The 15,142-nt window shown below is 75.9% G+C and carries 13 protein-coding genes; 6 read left to right on the forward strand and 7 right to left on the reverse strand.

From position 1 onward, the window contains the following. Nucleotides 1-187 precede the first annotated feature (187 nt). The 3 genes from ABT238_RS11920 (at nucleotide 188) to ABT238_RS11930 (ending at nucleotide 3,297) form a co-directional block, all read left to right on the forward strand. Entirely contained in the window at nucleotides 188-682 is a 495-nt protein-coding gene (locus ABT238_RS11920) for a DUF6542 domain-containing protein (protein ID WP_350756823.1), read from the forward strand. Then, the gene (locus tag ABT238_RS11925; protein ID WP_350756826.1) at nucleotides 675-2,036 is read left to right on the forward strand and encodes an LCP family protein; all 1,362 of its coding nucleotides are present in this window, start codon (nucleotides 675-677) and stop codon (nucleotides 2,034-2,036) included. The genes ABT238_RS11920 and ABT238_RS11925 overlap by 8 nt, the downstream gene beginning before the upstream one ends. 271 nt (nucleotides 2,037-2,307) lie before the next feature. After that, entirely contained in the window at nucleotides 2,308-3,297 is a 990-nt protein-coding gene (locus tag ABT238_RS11930; protein WP_350571924.1) for an endonuclease/exonuclease/phosphatase family protein, read from the forward strand. Here ABT238_RS11930 and ABT238_RS11935 read toward each other — a convergent pair. Continuing rightward, nucleotides 3,287-4,531 (reverse strand): MFS transporter, encoded by a 1,245-nt coding sequence (locus tag ABT238_RS11935; RefSeq protein WP_350756829.1) that lies wholly within the window; start codon nucleotides 4,529-4,531, stop codon nucleotides 3,287-3,289. The two genes, ABT238_RS11930 and ABT238_RS11935, sit on opposite strands and share 11 nt — an antisense overlap. A 184-nt stretch (nucleotides 4,532-4,715) precedes the next feature. Here ABT238_RS11935 and ABT238_RS11940 point away from each other — a divergent pair, with 184 nt between their 5' ends. Further along, nucleotides 4,716-5,159, forward strand: a complete 444-nt coding sequence (locus ABT238_RS11940; RefSeq protein ID WP_350571926.1) for a winged helix-turn-helix transcriptional regulator — start codon at nucleotides 4,716-4,718, stop codon at nucleotides 5,157-5,159. 54 nt (nucleotides 5,160-5,213) lie between these two features. On the opposite strand, the gene ABT238_RS11945 is transcribed toward ABT238_RS11940, so the two are convergent. After that, nucleotides 5,214-5,714, reverse strand: coding sequence for a hypothetical protein (locus ABT238_RS11945; protein ID WP_350571927.1), 501 nt, complete (start codon nucleotides 5,712-5,714; stop codon nucleotides 5,214-5,216). A gap of 27 nt (nucleotides 5,715-5,741) precedes the next feature. Next, nucleotides 5,742-7,244 carry a DUF6777 domain-containing protein gene (locus tag ABT238_RS11950; protein WP_350756832.1) on the reverse strand — a complete coding sequence of 501 codons (1,503 nt, stop codon included), beginning with the start codon at nucleotides 7,242-7,244 and terminating at the stop codon, nucleotides 5,742-5,744. A 253-nt stretch (nucleotides 7,245-7,497) separates the two neighbouring features. Between ABT238_RS11950 and ABT238_RS11955 the strand changes: the two genes are divergently transcribed. Continuing rightward, the gene (locus ABT238_RS11955; RefSeq protein ID WP_350756835.1) at nucleotides 7,498-8,862 is read left to right on the forward strand and encodes a streptophobe family protein; all 1,365 of its coding nucleotides are present in this window, start codon (nucleotides 7,498-7,500) and stop codon (nucleotides 8,860-8,862) included. Nucleotides 8,863-8,922: 60 nt separating this feature from the next. Here the strand turns inward: ABT238_RS11955 and ABT238_RS11960 are convergent, their stop codons facing one another. The 4 genes from ABT238_RS11960 to ABT238_RS11975 form a co-directional block, all read right to left on the reverse strand. Next, nucleotides 8,923-9,300, reverse strand: coding sequence for a DUF1304 domain-containing protein (locus tag ABT238_RS11960; protein ID WP_350571930.1), 378 nt, complete (start codon nucleotides 9,298-9,300; stop codon nucleotides 8,923-8,925). Continuing rightward, entirely contained in the window at nucleotides 9,297-10,301 is a 1,005-nt protein-coding gene (locus ABT238_RS11965; protein ID WP_350571949.1) for a serine/threonine-protein kinase, read from the reverse strand. The genes ABT238_RS11960 and ABT238_RS11965 overlap by 4 nt, the downstream gene beginning before the upstream one ends. 272 nt (nucleotides 10,302-10,573) lie before the next feature. After that, nucleotides 10,574-11,116, reverse strand: a complete 543-nt coding sequence (locus tag ABT238_RS11970; protein WP_350756838.1) for an SH3 domain-containing protein — start codon at nucleotides 11,114-11,116, stop codon at nucleotides 10,574-10,576. 54 nt (nucleotides 11,117-11,170) lie between these two features. After that, nucleotides 11,171-13,573 (reverse strand): ABC transporter ATP-binding protein/permease, encoded by a 2,403-nt coding sequence (locus ABT238_RS11975; RefSeq protein ID WP_350756841.1) that lies wholly within the window; start codon nucleotides 13,571-13,573, stop codon nucleotides 11,171-11,173. A 190-nt stretch (nucleotides 13,574-13,763) separates the two neighbouring features. On the opposite strand from ABT238_RS11975, the gene ABT238_RS11980 reads away from it, so the two are divergent. Continuing rightward, nucleotides 13,764-15,113, forward strand: coding sequence for an acyltransferase (locus tag ABT238_RS11980; RefSeq protein WP_350571933.1), 1,350 nt, complete (start codon nucleotides 13,764-13,766; stop codon nucleotides 15,111-15,113). Nucleotides 15,114-15,142 lie beyond the last annotated feature (29 nt).

The raw sequence follows: 15,142 nt of genomic DNA on the forward strand, positions 1-15,142 counted from the left end.
CTCCAGGCCGCCCGAGCTGCCAACAGGCAGCTGATCAGTCGGCTCAACACGAGCCACTGACCTCGGCAGCGGGGGGGGGGGGGCCGGGGTGACTTGCCCCCCCCCCCCCCGGGGCGGGCGGGCGGCCGGGCCGCCGCCCCCCCCCGGCCGCCACGGCCGGGCCCGGCGGTCCGGTGGCGCGCGGCCGGTGCTGTCGGCCGCGCTCGGACTTCCGGTGGCCGGCGCGGTGGCCGGTGAACTGACCGGACACGGCGGCGGCCCGCTGTTCGCGGCCGGCGCCGTGCTCGGCACCGGCGCCGCGGCGGCGCTCTGCGGCCGCGCCGGGCGCTGGTGGGTCGTCATCGCCGCGCCGCCGGTGGCCCTGGCCGCCCGGGCCGGTACCGCCTACCTCGCCGACCGCGAGACCCTGCGGGGCAACGCGCTCGCCTCGGCGGCGGTGCGCTGGGTGGTCGGCGCGTTCCCGGTGATGGCGGCGGCGGTGGTGGCCGGGCTGCTGGTGGTCGCGGTGCGGGCGCTCCTCGACCGGCGCGCCCGCCCGGACCGGCGCGCCGACGACCGGCACCGGCGGCGGACCGACGGCCCGCAGAGCACCGCGCCCGCGGCCCCCGCGCCCCCGGCCGCCGTGCTTCCGGCCCCCGTACGCCCGACCCCCGTCCCCGACCGGAGGAGCCGCCGTGGCTGAGCCCCGCACCAGCCGGCTGGCCGTCGCCGGCCGCGTCCTCGCCGGCACCGTCTCGGTGGCGGTCTTCGGCGCGAGCGGCTTCACCTGGTACGAGTACCGGCAACTCGACGCCGGCGTGGTCAAGTCGGGCGCGCTCACCGAGGCCCGGAAGAACGCGCCGCCGCACCTCGACGCGTCCGTCAACCTGCTGCTCATCGGCCTCGACAGCCGCAAGGACATGGACGGCAACGACCTCCCCAAGGAGTTCGTCGAGGAGGAACTGCACGCCGGCTCCAGCGAGATCGGCGGCTACAACACCAACGCGCTGATCGTCCTGCACATACCGGCGAACGGCGGCAAGGTGACGGCGCTGTCGGTCCCGCGCGACGACTACGTGCAGACCGTCGGCGCGGACGGGAAGATGCACAAGATCAAGGAGGCGTACGGGATCGCCAAGGAGACGGCCGAGCAGAAGCTGGGCGGCAAGGGCCTGTCCAAGGCGGAACTGGAACGGCAGAGCCGCGAGGCCGGGCGGGCCGCGACCCTCCAGACCGTGCAGGCGTTCCTCGGCATCCCCATCGACCACTTCGCGGAGGTGAACCTGATCGGCTTCTACGACATCGCCAAGGCCGTCGAGCCGATCCAGGTCTGCCTCAACAACCCGGTCGACGACCCGATCGTGGCCCGGACGGCGAACCACGAGGGCGGCGGGACCGGGCTCAGGCTCCCGGCGGGCGTCAGCTCGCTCGACGCCCGGCAGGCGCTGTCGTTCGTCCGCCAGCGCCACCACCTGAAGAACGGCGACCTGGACCGGACCCACCGGCAACAGGCCTTCCTCTCCTCGGTCGTGTACAAGCTCAAGCAGCAGGGCGTGGTCAACGACCTCGGGCAGCTCCAGCGGCTGTTCGAGGTGGTGAAGAAGGACGTGGTCATCGACGACCGCTGGAACGTGCTGGACTTCGCCCAGCAGGCGCCCAACCTCACCGGCGGCAACGTCGAGTTCAACACGCTGCCGATCACCGGGTTCAGGACGATCGGGGGCCAGGAGGTCAACACGGTCGACCCGGACCAGATCAAGCGCATCGTGAAGCAGCTGTTCGGGCACGAGCCCCCGCCGCCGGCCGCCTCCGAGGAGCCCGCGCCGGCGGCGGTCCCGGCGCAGCAGCCCGCTGCCGCGCCGACCGTCACGCCGACCGTCACGCCGAGCGGTGCGCGGTCCGTCGCCCCCACCCGCACGCCCGCCCCCGCCCGCACGACGACCACCCCGGCCCCGTCCGCCTCCGCCACCACGGCCCCGCCCACCGCCGAGCCGACCCCCGACCTCCCGATGCAGGGCCCGGCGGTCAGGGCGGGTGGCATCCCCTGCGTGGACTGAGGCGGGACGGCCGGACGGCCGAACCCGCCTCCGCCCTCACCTTCGCGCCGGCCCGCTGTCTCGCCGGCGCCCCGGGGACGCCGAACACCTGGCCCACGCCGTGCGACGCCAGGGACCCCGGTCGGCGCCGGGTGGTCTTCGCCGACCGGATCGGCCCGGCGCTCGCCTGAGGCCCGGGCGCCGGGTCCGGGCGGCACGGGGCGACCCGGGCGGGGAACCGCGGTGCGGGGCCGGGCGTCTTGGGACGGGAGACGAGGGGCCGGAGTGGCGGATGGGGGAGCGGGTGGGCCGGGCGGGCTGGCGGGTGTGGGCGCGGCGGGCGCTGCTGGGGGTGTGCGGCGCCGTGCTGGCCGGGTCGGCGGCGCTGGTGGCCGTCCGCCTCGGCGGGTGGGACGACGGGACGTGGCTGGCCCTCGCCGTGGTCGGGCTGCCGTACGCGGCGGTCGCCGGCGTGGTCGCGCTCGGCGTGCTGCTGGCGCTGCGCTCGTGGTGGCCGGCGGCGCTGGCCGGTGTCCTGGTGGCCGTGCAACTCGTCTGGCTGATACCGAGGTTGGTGCCGGAGGGCGGCGGTGCTCCGGCGGCCGACGCGCCGCGGCTGCGGGTCGCGACGAGCAACGCCTTCAAGGGCCGGGCCGACGCGGCGGAACTCGTCCGGCTGGTGCGCGAGCAGCGGGTCGACGTGCTGGCGATGGAGGAGTTCGGTCCGGGGGCCGCCGAACGGCTGGACCGGGCGGGGATCGCCGAGGTGCTGCCCTACCGGGAGCTGCGCCCGGGCCGGGACACCGTGCTCTACTCCCGGCTGCCGCTGACCCCGCTGGACGGTACGGCCTCGCCGGCGGCCCGGGACGAGGTGGCGGCGGAGGTCGTGGTCGGCGGACGCACCGTCCGGCTGACGGCCGTGCACACCTACTACCCGATGGGCGACGCCGGCCGCTGGGCGGAGGACTTCGACGGACTGCGGGCGGCGGTGGCCGGCGCCGCCCGCAACGCCGTCCTGCTGGGGGACTTCAACGCCACGCTCGACCACGCGCCGATGCGCGCGCTGCTCGGCACCGGCCTCACGGACAGCCACGCCGAGCTGGGGCGCGGCGTCGCGCCGACCTGGCCGGAGTCCACCACCTCCTTCTCGGGCCTGTGGCCGGTGATCCAGATCGACCACGTGCTGCACGGGGAGGCGCTGCGCGCGGTGTCGGTGACGGAGCACACGGTGCGCGGCACCGACCACCGCGCGGTGGTCGCCGAACTGGCGGTCACCGGCTGACGCGGCGTCCGGCGGTCCTTCCTTCCGGGACGTCCCCCTCGGTGCCGCCGTCCCCGGTCGGCGCGCGATCGGTGGCCCGCCAGAAGGCGAGCGCGAGCAGGCTGACGCCGCCGCCCAGCCAGCAGACCGCCGTCCAGCCGCCGCGCTCGTAGACGAGGGTGGAGACGATCGCACCGAGCGCGCTGCCGACCGAGTAGAACAGCATGTACCCGGCGGTCAGCCGGCTGCGTGCCTCGGGGCGGACCTGGTACAGCAGGTGCTGGTTGACCACGTGCACGGACTGCAGGCCGTAGTCGATCACCACCATGGCGAGCACCAGCCACCAGACCGAGTGCGGCAGCAGCGCGGCGAGCGGCCAGGAGACGAGCATCGCGGTGAGCCCGATCGCCAGGGTGCGCCGGGCCCGCCCGCGGTCGGCCTGCCGGCCGGCGTGCCCGGCGCCGAGCGCGCCGGCGGCGCCGGCCAGGCCGAAGAGCCCGATCGCGGTGTGGCTGAGCTCGAACGGCGGCGCGGCGAGCGGCAGCACCATCGGGGTGAGCAGCACGGTGACGGCGGTGAAGACGAGCAGCGCGAGTCCGGCGCGGACCCGGAGCACGGGCACCTCGGCGAACAGGGTGAACACCGAACCGACCAGCCGCGGGTAGCGGACGCGTTCCGCCCGCCGGCGCGGTTCGGCCGGGACGACCGAGGCGAGGACGACGGCCGTCGCGCCGGTGGCGACGGCGGAGACGACGTAGACGGCGCGCCAGCCGGCGAGGTCGCCGATGGTGCCGGCGACGGTGCGGGCGAGCAGGATGCCGACCACGATGCCGCTGGTGACGGTGCCGACGACGCGGCCCTGGTCGGCCGGGTCGGCGAGGGAGGCCGCGTGGGCGACCATCACCTGGGCCACCACGGCGAGCACCCCGACCGCCGCCATGGCGAGCAGCATCAGCGGCGCCGAGGGGGCGAGGGCCACGGCGCCGAGCGCGACGACGGACAGGCCGAGCTGGGCGGTGATCAGCATCCGGCGGTCGAGGTGGTCGCCGAGCGGGACGAGCAGCACCAGGCCGACGGCGTACCCGATCTGGGTGAGGGTGCCGACCAGGCCCACCGTCGCGCGGCCGATGCCGAGGTCGTCGGCGATGAGGTCGAGCAGGGGCTGGGCGTAGTAGACGTTGGCGACGGCCAGACCGCTGGCGACGGAGAACAGCCAGGCGACGGCGGGGGAGAGCCGGCGGGCGGGGGCAGGCACGGGGGATTGCTCCTTCGGGACGGCGTGACATCCAGGAGTGGTTTCAAAGTGCCACCGCCATACCCTCGCACGGCGAGGTTTCATTAAGCAACCACAAGGGGGCCGGAGGGCGGCGCGATAGGGTTGCACGGTGAAACCCCGCTCCCCCGGGAGCGCGGAACCGCAGGCGAGAGAGGAGCGGCGCGTGCCCAAACGCACCTCGCACGAGGGTTCGTCCTGCCCGGTCGCCCGGCCGCTGGACGTCCTCGGCGACGGCTGGACGCTGCTGATCGTCCGTGACGCCTTCGACGGGCTGCGCCGCTTCGGGCAGTTCCAGAAGAACCTCGGCCTGGCGAAGAACATCCTCTCCGCCCGCCTCGCCAACCTGGTCGCCAACGGCGTCTTCGAGCTGGCCCCGGCCGCCGACGGCAGCCCGTACCAGGAGTACGTGCTCACCGAGAAGGGCCGGGCGCTGTTCCCCGTCGTCACCGCGCTGCGCCAGTGGGGCGAGCGGTACTGCTTCACCGACGAGGAGCCGCGCGCCCGCCTGGTCGACCGGGACGCGGGCGCGCCGGTCGCCCGGGTGGAGGTCCGGTCGGCCGACGGCCGGCTGCTCGGGCCGGACGACACCGAGGTGCTGCTGCCCTGACGGCACGCCGGCGCCCCGCCCACCGCGGCGGTGGACGGGGCGCGGGCGGAGGGCTCAGCAGGTGCGGATGGCCCGTACGGGCGTCCAGTCCTGCTGGTGGTTGGCGCCCCCGTCGGGCGTGAAGGACTTCAGCACGCGGCCGTTCGCGCCGTAGAACACCGACCGGGTGCCGGGTGTCCGGTTGTCGGCGTAGAACCCCTGGCCGCTCCAGCCGTCGAGGCTGTACCGGGCGCAGGCGGTGAGGTAGAAGATCTTGTAGTCACCGGCCGTCGGGTCCCACACCAGGGTGCAGAGGGTGCCGGCGGCGCACTGGTAGTCGCTGTCGGCCGGGACGTGCCCGAAGGGGGCCGCCGGTGAGACGGTCGGTGAGCCGGCGGCGAGCGCGGCGGCCCGTTCCTGGAGCGAGGGCGCGGCGGGCGCGGCCGACAGCTGTCCGGTCGGGGCGGCCGTCGTGGGCGCGGCCTGGACCGGGCCGGTGCCGGCCAGCGCCGTCAGTAGTGCGGTGAGCGTGCCGGCCGCGGCCAGGGCCGGGCGCCGGGGACGGAAGCGGGGCATGGTTCCTCCCAAGGGTTTCGGATCGGCTCAGCCGGGGGTTCCGGTGGCCGTCGAGGGCTCTTCGACGGAGGTGGTGGTCGCGGTGGTGGTGGTGGCCGGCCCGGCGGTGGTGGTCGCGGCGGTGGTCGTGGCGGGGGCCGACTTGGGGGTCGTCGTGGTGGGGGCGGGCGTGTTCGTCACCGTCGGCTTGGCCGTGGTGGGTGCCGCGGTGGTCGGTGGCGCGGTCGTGGTGGGCGGCGCCGTCGTGGTGGGCGGCGCCGTCGTGGTGGCCGGCCCGGTGGGTGCGCTGGTCGTGGCTCCCGGTGAGGTCGTCCCCGGCGAGGTCGGGCCCGGCGTGGTCGTCGTCGGCCCGCCGGACGTCGTCGTGGTGCCGGTCGTCGGGCCGGACGGCGAACCCGAGGTCGAGGTGGAGGAGGCGGTCGAGGCGGAGGACGACGTCGAGGCCGAGGCGGACACCGAGGCCGTCGCCGTGAACACCTGCCAGACGGCGGGAGCCGGGACGCCGGGCGCCAGCGGGCCGCGGGGGGCCGGGGCCGGCCGGTCGACGACCTCCGCCTTCCCCGCCGACCGGGTGAACCAGCCGCCGGTTGTGACGTCCACCAGCACGATCTCGGTCACCGGCTTCGGCGCGGCGACCACGACGACCAGCGTGCTCGGCTGGAAGCCCGTCCATGCCTTGCCGGTGTACTTCGCGTCGCTGACCAGCGTCGGCGGCTTCAGCGGGTTGCCGCAGCCGCAGCGCACCCGTGGCACGCCCTGCGCGTCCACCAGTACGGCGGTGCCCGCCGCCAGCACGGACTGGTAGGCGACGGCCGCGCCGCCCTTGTAGGCGTGGTTGGTGACCCGGGTGTCCACCCGCAGGTACGCCGAGGTCAGCGAGCGCAGGTAGCCGGGGACGGCGGACTGCTGGATGCCCTGCGCCGACGCCCAGGCCCGGCCGGCGTCACCGGTCGAGGTCATCGAGACCAGCCGCTCGACGTCGCAGCTCGGCGTGTGCATCGTCCCGCCGTACACGCCCGCCGACGTTCCCTCGACGGAGTGGATGCCGGTGCCCGTGCCCGTGCCCGCGGTCCCGGTGGCCGTGGCGCCGCCCGTTCGGGTGGCGGAGGGCCCGGCGGGGGCCGGCGCCTTCACCGCCTGGGTCTCCACCGATGGGGTGAACGGTGCCGGGCCCGGGTCCTGCGGGCTCTGCAGCGCGACCTCGTTGGCGGTCGGCACGGTCTCCTCGTTTCCACCGCCGCCGGTGCTGTTGGTGACGATCAGCACCGTGGCCAGCACCGCCAGTCCGGTCGCGAAGATCACCAGCGCGGCCTTCTTGCGCGAGCGCCACCACGGCGTCGGCCGCTGCCCGGAGGGGCCGCCCGAACCCGTCGAGCCGCCACCGCCGCCCGAGGGCGGGCCGAACGGCGGGCCGGGCGGTGCGGGCGGTCCGGCGCGGCCGCCGCCCGACGGCGGGCCCGAGAGCGGCCCGGACGGCGGTCCGGAGGGCGGGCCGAGCGGTGACCCGGAGGAAGGCGGTTGGGAACTCATCGAGGGCTCCGATCGGGGGCTCCGCCGTCGCGGACGGCCGGTCCGTCCGGCCGGCGCGGGAGGCTCCTGCCACTGGCCTCCATTTCTGCCCCCGGTCCCGGTCCGTCGCAACAGCAGCGCGCGCGAGGGAGCACGCTGCCCGGGCGGTCCGGCCCGTCCTGGTCCACCCTGGTCCCAGGCGCGGGGGCGGGGCCGGCACCGGACGCGCGGGGGACACCGACCCCGACAGACCGACCCCGACAGGGAGGCCCGCATGCAGCAGCAGGCCCGACCGGGCGCGGCCGCGCCCGGCAGCGGGGCGGCCGGACCGCCCGGCGTCCTGCGCGGCTGGCTGGACGCGGCGGCGGTCGTCCTGGCCGGCCTCGCCGCGATGGCCCTGGTGGCCGCGCTCGGCCTCTGGGCGGCCGGCGCCGACACGCTGCCCGGCGGCGGTTTCCCCGCCGTGCTCGCCGGCACGCTCGCGCTCGCCGTCGGCGGATCGGTCGGCCTCGACGGCGGTGCCGGGTTCTTCGCCTCGGTCGACGCCGGGATCACCGCGATGCCGCTCTCCGTCGGACTGGCCGGCGCGCTGACCATGGCCGAGGTCTTCCTGCGCCAACTGCGCTACCGCGCGGTGGCCGGCGGCCGCGAACTGCTCGGCCGCGCCGCCCGGACGGCGGTGGTCTGGCTGGTCGCGCTCGCCCTGCTCTGCGCCGCCGCCCGGCACACCTTCACGGTGCCGCTCGGCGAGGGCCTCGCCGAGCAGCTCGGCAGCGTCCTCGGGCTCAACCCCGAGGTGGGCTTCCACGCGGATCCCGCGAGCACCCTCGGACTCGGGCTGCTCTGGCTGCTGGTCGTGCTGGCCGCGACCTTCGCGGTCTCCCGCCGGGCGCCGCTGCCGCGCTCCCTGGTGCCCTTCCAGCAGGCCGTCCGCCCGGCCGCGTTCGCGATGCTGCTGGTCCTGCTCGGCTACGTGGTGCTGGGCGTGGCGGCCGTGATCGGCACGGCCGCGGCGCACGGCCAGGCCCGGCAGGTCGCCGCCCTCGCGCTGCTCGCCCTGCCCAACCTGGTCTGGCTCGCCTTCGGCGTCGGCCTCGGCGGCGAGTGGCACGGCCACCTGGTCGGGGCGCTCGGCCTGCCGGTGCCCCAACCGCTGGCCGCCGTGCTGCGCGGCGGCGAGGGCCAGGACGGCACGGTGAGCCTCGGCACGCTCGCCGAGCAGGACGCCCGGGCCTGGTGGCTGCTCCCGCTGGCCGCCGTGCTGATGCTCGCGGCCGGGGTGCTGGCCGCCCACCGCTCACCGCGCGGGGTCCCGATCTGGCAGCACGCCGTGCGGCTGGCGGCGGCCGCCGCCGTCACCGTGCTGCTGGTCGGCGTGTGGACCAGGGTCTCCGCCGACTACGGCCTCTCCGTGCTCGGCGTCGGCCTCGGCGAGGGCGGCCTGGGCGACCTCCTCGGCTCCGTCCTCGGCCCGGCCGTCGGCGCGGTCGGCCCCGCCGCCGCCCTGACCGGTGGCACCCTCACCCTGGACCCGCGGCTGTGGACCCTGGTCCCCCTCGCCGCCGCCTGGGGCCTCCTGGCCGGCGCCCTCGGCGCCCTCGCCGCCAACCGCCTCCCCCGCCGCGGCGGGACCCGCTGACCCGAGGGGGCGGCCGGCCGACGGTCCTCCGGCTCCGTAGCGGGCCGGTGGCGGGGGTGGTCAGCCCAGGGCCTCGGCGAGAAGGACGGCGGTCGGGGGGAGGGCCTGGCCGAGGGCGCCGGGCCAGAGGCGGGGGGCGGAGGCGAACAGGGTGATGCCGGCGGCGATCATGAAGGCGCTGAGGTAGCGGATCAGGGTGCGGCCGACGGCGGGTTCGTCGGTGTGCAGCGCGACCAGGCCGGCGACCAGTCCGAGGGCGAGGAAGAGGTTGTAGAAGCCGACGTTGACCCGCCAGAGGCGGACCTGCGGCGCGTCGGCGGTGGAGCCGGTGAGCAGTCGGCGGACCCTCGGGTGGCCGTAGAGGAAGCTCTCCAGCGGCCAGACCACCAGGTGGACGGCGGCGGCGATCAGGGCGAAGACCTGGCTGACGGCGTTCATCCGGAGCTCCTGCGCGCGGGCGGGCGGACGACGGGGAGGGCCCAGGCGGGCGGTTCGGGGACGCCGGGGGCGGGGCCCACCGTGGTGGGCGGGCCGGGGGAGGCCCAGGGGCCGCCGGCCGGGGGAGCGGTGCCGGGCGGGGCGGTGGCGGCGGCCCGCAGCTCGGCGACGAACTGCAGGCAGCTCGCGAAGCGGTCCTCGGGGGACTTGGCGAGGGCACGGGCGAGCACCGCGTCGACGACGGCAGGCAGATCGGGCCGGTGCTCGCGCAGGGTGGGCGGCGGCTCGTTGAGGTGGGCCCAGAGCAGGGCGAGATCGCTCTCGCGGCGGAACGGGGGCGCGCCCGCGAGCATCTCGAAGACCACGCAGCCGAGCCCGTACTGGTCGCAGCGGCCGTCGAGCGGGCGCCCGGAGATCTGCTCGGGCGCGGCGTAGTCGAGGGTGCCGACGATCTGGCCGACGCCGGTCAGGCCGCTGAGCGACAGGGACTTCTTGGTGAGGCCGAAGTCGGCGAGGTAGAGGTGCTCGGGGTGCTCGCTGTCGGTGCCGGCGGCGACCAGCACGTTGCCCGGCTTGACGTCCCGGTGGACCAGGTCGTGGTCGTGCGCGGCGTCCAGCGCGGAGGCGATCTGCAGGGCGAGCCCGGCCGCCCGGGTGACCGGGAAGGGGCCGCTGCGGGTGATCAGCGCGCGCAGGTCGCCGCCCTCGACGAAGCGCATCGCGATGAACAGGATGCCGTCGGCCTCGCCGGCCTCGAAGACCGGGATGATGTGCGGGTGGTCGATCGCGGCGGCGGTCTGCGACTCGTGGATGAAGCGCTGACGGAACACCTCGTTGCGGGCCAGCTCGGGGGCGAGCAGCTTGACGGCGACGGTGCGGCCGAGCCGGAGGTCCTTGGCGCGGTAGACGACCGCCATGCCGCCGCGGCCGATCTCCGCCTCCAGGCGGTAGCCGGCGACCCGGCGCCCGACCAGTCCGGCGGGCAGGCTGGGCGGCTCGATGACGTCGTCGAAGTCGGCGGGTTCGCCGCGTCCGGAGGGCTCGCCGCGTTCGGCGGGTCCGGCGGGTTCGGAGAGTTCGGCGCGTTCGGCGGGTCCGTCGGGTCCGGTGGGTTCGGTGGGTTCGGTGGGTCCGGCGGGTTCGGTGGGTTCGGCGGGATCGCCGGGCCGGGCGTGGCCGGCGGTGGGCGGGGCGGGCGGTTCGACGGCCCCGGTTTCGGTGGGCGGGTGCGGCCGCCGCGGGGTCCGGTCGTCGCCGCCGTCGGGGGGCGGGATCACGGCTCCGCCAGGCGGGTGGGCTCGTCGGTGCCCGGGGCCCGGCCGGCCGGCGGGCTCGGACGGTTGCCGACGGCGTAGGTGCGCAGCTGGAGGCCGTCGCAGTAGCACCAGCGGTCGTGCACCGGGTCGTAGACCCAGAGCCGCTCGCCGTCGACGACCAGGCCGATCCGCAGGCCGTGGGCGCGGTCCCGGAAGGTCTCCAGGTCGGTGCCGCCCGCCGCGAGGTCCTCCAGCAGCGAGCGGTAGCGGGCCAGCGCGCCCTCCGCCTCGGCCAGCGCCGGGCGGGGGTCGGCGGTGCGGGCCGGCGGGCCGGCGGCCGTGGGCGGCACGCCCGGCAGCGAGACCAGCAGCCGGCCGTCCACCCAGGTCGTCCAGCCGTTGGAGCAGAGCACCTGTGCCCAGTCGCCGGTCCGGCCGATCAGCTGCAGCGGCAGCAGCGCGTCCAGCGGGGAGGTGGGCTGCGCGGGGTCCGGGGCGGCCCAGCTGGTCAGGCCGCCCGGCGGGGCGACATGGGTGGGGCGGAACGCGAGCTCGTCCATCGGCCGGGTCTTCTCACCTCCGCTCTTCTCGCTTCTCTGCTCTTCTGCCGCTGCTCACTTCCGCATGATCGCCGGCTCCTGCCGGCGCAGCAGCGCCACCACGGCGACGGCCAGCACCACCGAGAGCGCCACCAGCACGGCCAGCGCGAGCAGCCACCCGCCCCGCTCCTGGGCGAACATCGGGTCGTCGGTGATGTCGTTCGGCAGGACGGTGTGCAGGTCGACGGTGCGGGCCATCGCGGACAGGCCCCAGCGGGAGGGCACCAGCCAGGCGAACTGCTCCAGGCCGGGCACCGCGTGCAGCTTCAGCATGGCGCCGCTGAACACGATCTGCACCACGGAGAGCAGCACCAGCAGCGGCATGGTCGCCTCCTCCTTGCGGACCAGCGCGGAGACCAGCAGGCCGAGCATCATCGCGGAGAAGGAGAGCAGGGCGACCGCCACGATCAGTTCGGCCAGCGGGGGCATCAGCACCCCGCTGTGCACCGTGACGCCGCCCGGCAGGGTGGGGTCGAGGTCGACGCCGGCCAGCCCGACCACGGTCAGCACGGCGGCCTGGGCGACCGTGATGGTGCCGAGTACCACCACCTTGGAGACGAGATAGGCCGAGCGGGACAGCCCGACCACGCGTTCTCGCTGGTAGATCGGCCGTTCCTTGACGATCTCGCGCACCGCGTTGGCGGAGCCGGTGAGCAGGCCGCCGATGCAGAGCGTGAGCAGGATGTTGAGGGCGTTCTCCGAGGAGAGCCGGCTGCCCGCCATCGCCCGGCACATCACGCCGATCAGGAACGGCAGGGCGATCATCACGGTCAGGAAGAGCTTGTCGGCGGCGAGCACCGCGGTGTAGCGGCGGATCAGCGTGCCCAGCTGGGAGAACCAGCCCTGCGGCTGCTCGGGGCCGAACGCGTCGGCGGGCGCGGCGGGCGCCGGCACGGGCACGGCGGGCGGCAGCGCCCCGGCGGCCACGTAGCGCTCGTACTGGGGGGACTCCCGGAACCGGCGCTGCCAGGCCCGGTGGTCCTCGTTCTCGAAGGCCTCGAAGGCCTGCGGCCACTCGGTGAAGCCGAAGAACGGCAGCGCCTCGGCGGGCGGTCCGTAGTAGGCGGTGCGGCCGCCGGGGGCGAGCACCAGCAGCCGGTCGCAGACGTCCAGGCTGAGCACGCTGTGGGTGACCACGACGACGGTGCGCCCGTCGTCGGCCAGTCCGCGCAGCATCTGCATCACCGAGCGCTCCATGCCCGGGTCGAGGCCGGAGGTGGGCTCGTCGAGGAAGAGCAGCGAGGGCTTGGTGAGCAGTTCCAGGGCGACGCTGACCCGCTTGCGCTGGCCGCCGGAGAGGCTGGAGATGACCAGGTCGGCCCGGCTGTCCAGGCCCAGTTCGTGGATCACCTCGGAGACCCGGGCCTCGCGTTCCGCCGGGGCGGTGTCGCCGGGGAAGCGTAATTCGGCGGCGTACGTCAGGGCGCGGCGGACGGTCAGCTGGGTGTGCAGGATGTCGTCCTGCGGGACGAGGCCGATCCGGCGGCGCAGCTCGGCGTAGTCGCGGTAGAGGTCGCGCCCGTCGTAGAGCACGGTGCCCTCGTCGGCGGGGCGCAGCCCGGTGAGGGCGTTGAGCAGGGTGGACTTTCCGGCGCCGCTGGGGCCGGCGACGGCGAGCAGGGCCTTCTCGGCGAGCGGGAAGGAGACGTCGTCCAGCAGCACCCGGTGGTCGGCGCCGACCCGCACCACCAGGCCCTGCACGTTGAGCGAGACCTCGCCGGTGTCGGTGTACTCGACGAGGTCGTCGCCGGACAGGCAGAGCGCGAAGTGGCCGATGCCCACGATGTCGGCGGGGCCGACCGGGGCCCGCTCGACGGGGCCGCCGTTGAGGTAGGTGCCGTTGTGGCTGCCGAGGTCGGCGATCTCGTGGCCGCCGTCCGGCAGGGTGCGCAGCTCGGCGTGGTGGCGGGAGACCACCAGGTCGTCGAGGACCAGGTCGTTGTCGGGGGCGCGGCCGATCCGCACGGTGCGCCCGGGCAGGCGCAGCACGGCGCTGGGGCGGCGGAAGGTGCCGGAGGCGGCCGGCGCGATCAGCGAGGGGCGCTCGGCGGGTACGGGGGCGGGGGCCGGTGTCGGCGCGGGCGGCGGCGCGGGGTCGGGCAGTCCGGCGAAGGTGGCGGACGGGCCGTCGGCCGGGTTGCCGAACCGCAGACGGGTCCCGGGGCCGACGTCCTCGGAGCTGATCCGGCGGCCGTCGGAGAAGGTGCCGTTGGTGCTGCCGACGTCGTCCAGGTGCCAGTGGCCGCCGGTGGAGCGCAGCACCGCGTGGTGCCAGGAGACCCGGGGGTCGTCCAGGACGATCTCGCTGGTCGGGTCGCGGCCGACGTGGTACGCCCGGCACGGGTCGATCAGCTGCGAGTCCGTGTCGGTGACGAGGACCAGGGGCGGCGCGGTGGGCGCGCCCGGGCGCTCTCCCATGCTTCGGATTCTAGTCCGGGGACGGCCCGGGGGCGTCCGGACGCCGTTCCGTACCGTCCGTCCGGTCCGATACCGCTCAATTGGACTGGACCACTGGATCGCTGCCGGGTGGCTGTCCTATCGTTCTGGTGATCGCTACCGTCGTCCGGGGCACTCGGTACGACTCCCTCGACCGCCCCGGGATGAATCGATGAGCGTCTGGCCGCAGTTGCGCGACACCCGCACGGTCAGAGCGGGCACCGCGCCCGGGACGGTGCTCCGCTGCGGCCTGGCCGACACCATGCTCGCCGACCTCGCCGTCTCGGTCGTCCTCTTCTTCGAGCGCGCGCTGGACGAGGACCGCCTCGCCGCGGGCCTGGCCCGGGCGCTGGAGCGCGTCCCGGTCTTCGCCGGCCGACTGCGCACCGTGGACGGGGTGTTGGAGGCGGTCTGCGACGACTCCGGTGTCCCGATGGTGAGTTACCGCGTCGACGGCACGCTCGCCGAGTCCATGGGTCGGGTCACCGCGCCCGGTGCGCTGCACGTCGACCCGCTGGACGCCCCGGCCGCCCGCACCGGCGGCGGACCGCTGCTCGCCGTCCGGGTGACCCGCACCGGCGACGGCGGTACCGTGCTCGGCTGCTCCTGGCACCACGCGATCGGCGACCTGCACAGCTTCGCGTTGCTGCTGCGCGCCTGGTCGGCGGCGGTCGAGGGCGAGGAGCTCCCGGCGGCCGAACTCGTCGGGGACCAGGACGCCCTGCTCGACCGGGTGCTGCCCGCCGAGGACTGCGGCCGGCCCGGCTTCCGGGTGCCAGGACCGGCCGAGCGCGCCGTGCTGGACCGCGAGGTGGCGGCCGGCCCGCGTGCCAACCGGACCGTCCAGCTGTACTTCGGCGACGCCGAGATAGCCCGGATGCGCGAGGAGTTCGGCGCGGAGGCCGGCCGCTGGGTCTCCTCCGGCGACGCGGTCTGCGCCCATGTCACCCACACTCTGAGGGAGTTGGACGGCGACCGGGAGACCCGCTGGCTCACCGTCCCGGTCAACGCCCGCCGCGCGCTCGGACTGCCGGACGCCCTGGTCGGCAATCTGCTCGGCGACATCCACCTGCCGTACACGCCCGAGGACGGCCCGGCCGCCCTCGCCGGAGCGCTGCGCACCGCCGTGCGGGGATATGCCGAGGACCACCTCAACCTGCGCGCCAACCTGCGCTTCCTGGCCGAGCTCGGCCGGCCCGGGCTGGGGAGCTGCGTGCCGATCGGCTTCGACCCCCAGCAGCGCCGGATCAGCTTCTCCAACTGGAGCCGCTTCGGCCTCTACGACGCGACCTTCCAGGGCCAGCGGCCGGTGTTCTTCAGCCCGGCTGCCAACTACCCGCTGCCCTGGGTCTGCTGGGCCGTCGAGGGCTTCGGCGGCAGCGGTCTGCTCACCACGGCGGTGCTCCCGGCCCGGCTGGCCGCGCGGCTGCGCGGGACGGAGGGGCGGGCGGCGCTGCACCGCTTCCGGGACCGGTCGGACGAGCTGCCGGACCTGCTCGCGGCCGTGCCCAAGGTGCTCTGAGAACGCTCCGGGACGCAACCGGGGGCGAC

This window comes from Kitasatospora sp. NPDC001527 (assembly GCF_040298605.1).
GTDB lineage: Bacteria > Actinomycetota > Actinomycetes > Streptomycetales > Streptomycetaceae > Kitasatospora.

Bases quoted from the DNA above. Each gene is read 5' to 3' on its own strand.
- ABT238_RS11945 (WP_350571927.1), bottom strand. From the start codon at position 5,714: ATGCCCCGCTTCCGTCCCCGGCGCCCGGCCCTGGCCGCGGCCGGCACG.
- ABT238_RS11950 (WP_350756832.1), bottom strand. From the start codon at position 7,244: ATGAGTTCCCAACCGCCTTCCTCCGGGTCACCGCTCGGCCCGCCCTCC.
- ABT238_RS11970 (WP_350756838.1), bottom strand. From the start codon at position 11,116: ATGGACGAGCTCGCGTTCCGCCCCACCCATGTCGCCCCGCCGGGCGGC.
- ABT238_RS11930 (WP_350571924.1), top strand. From the start codon at position 2,308: ATGGGGGAGCGGGTGGGCCGGGCGGGCTGGCGGGTGTGGGCGCGGCGG.
- ABT238_RS11960 (WP_350571930.1), bottom strand. From the start codon at position 9,300: ATGAACGCCGTCAGCCAGGTCTTCGCCCTGATCGCCGCCGCCGTCCAC.
- ABT238_RS11955 (WP_350756835.1), top strand. From the start codon at position 7,498: ATGCAGCAGCAGGCCCGACCGGGCGCGGCCGCGCCCGGCAGCGGGGCG.
- ABT238_RS11975 (WP_350756841.1), bottom strand. From the start codon at position 13,573: ATGGGAGAGCGCCCGGGCGCGCCCACCGCGCCGCCCCTGGTCCTCGTC.
- ABT238_RS11980 (WP_350571933.1), top strand. From the start codon at position 13,764: ATGAGCGTCTGGCCGCAGTTGCGCGACACCCGCACGGTCAGAGCGGGC.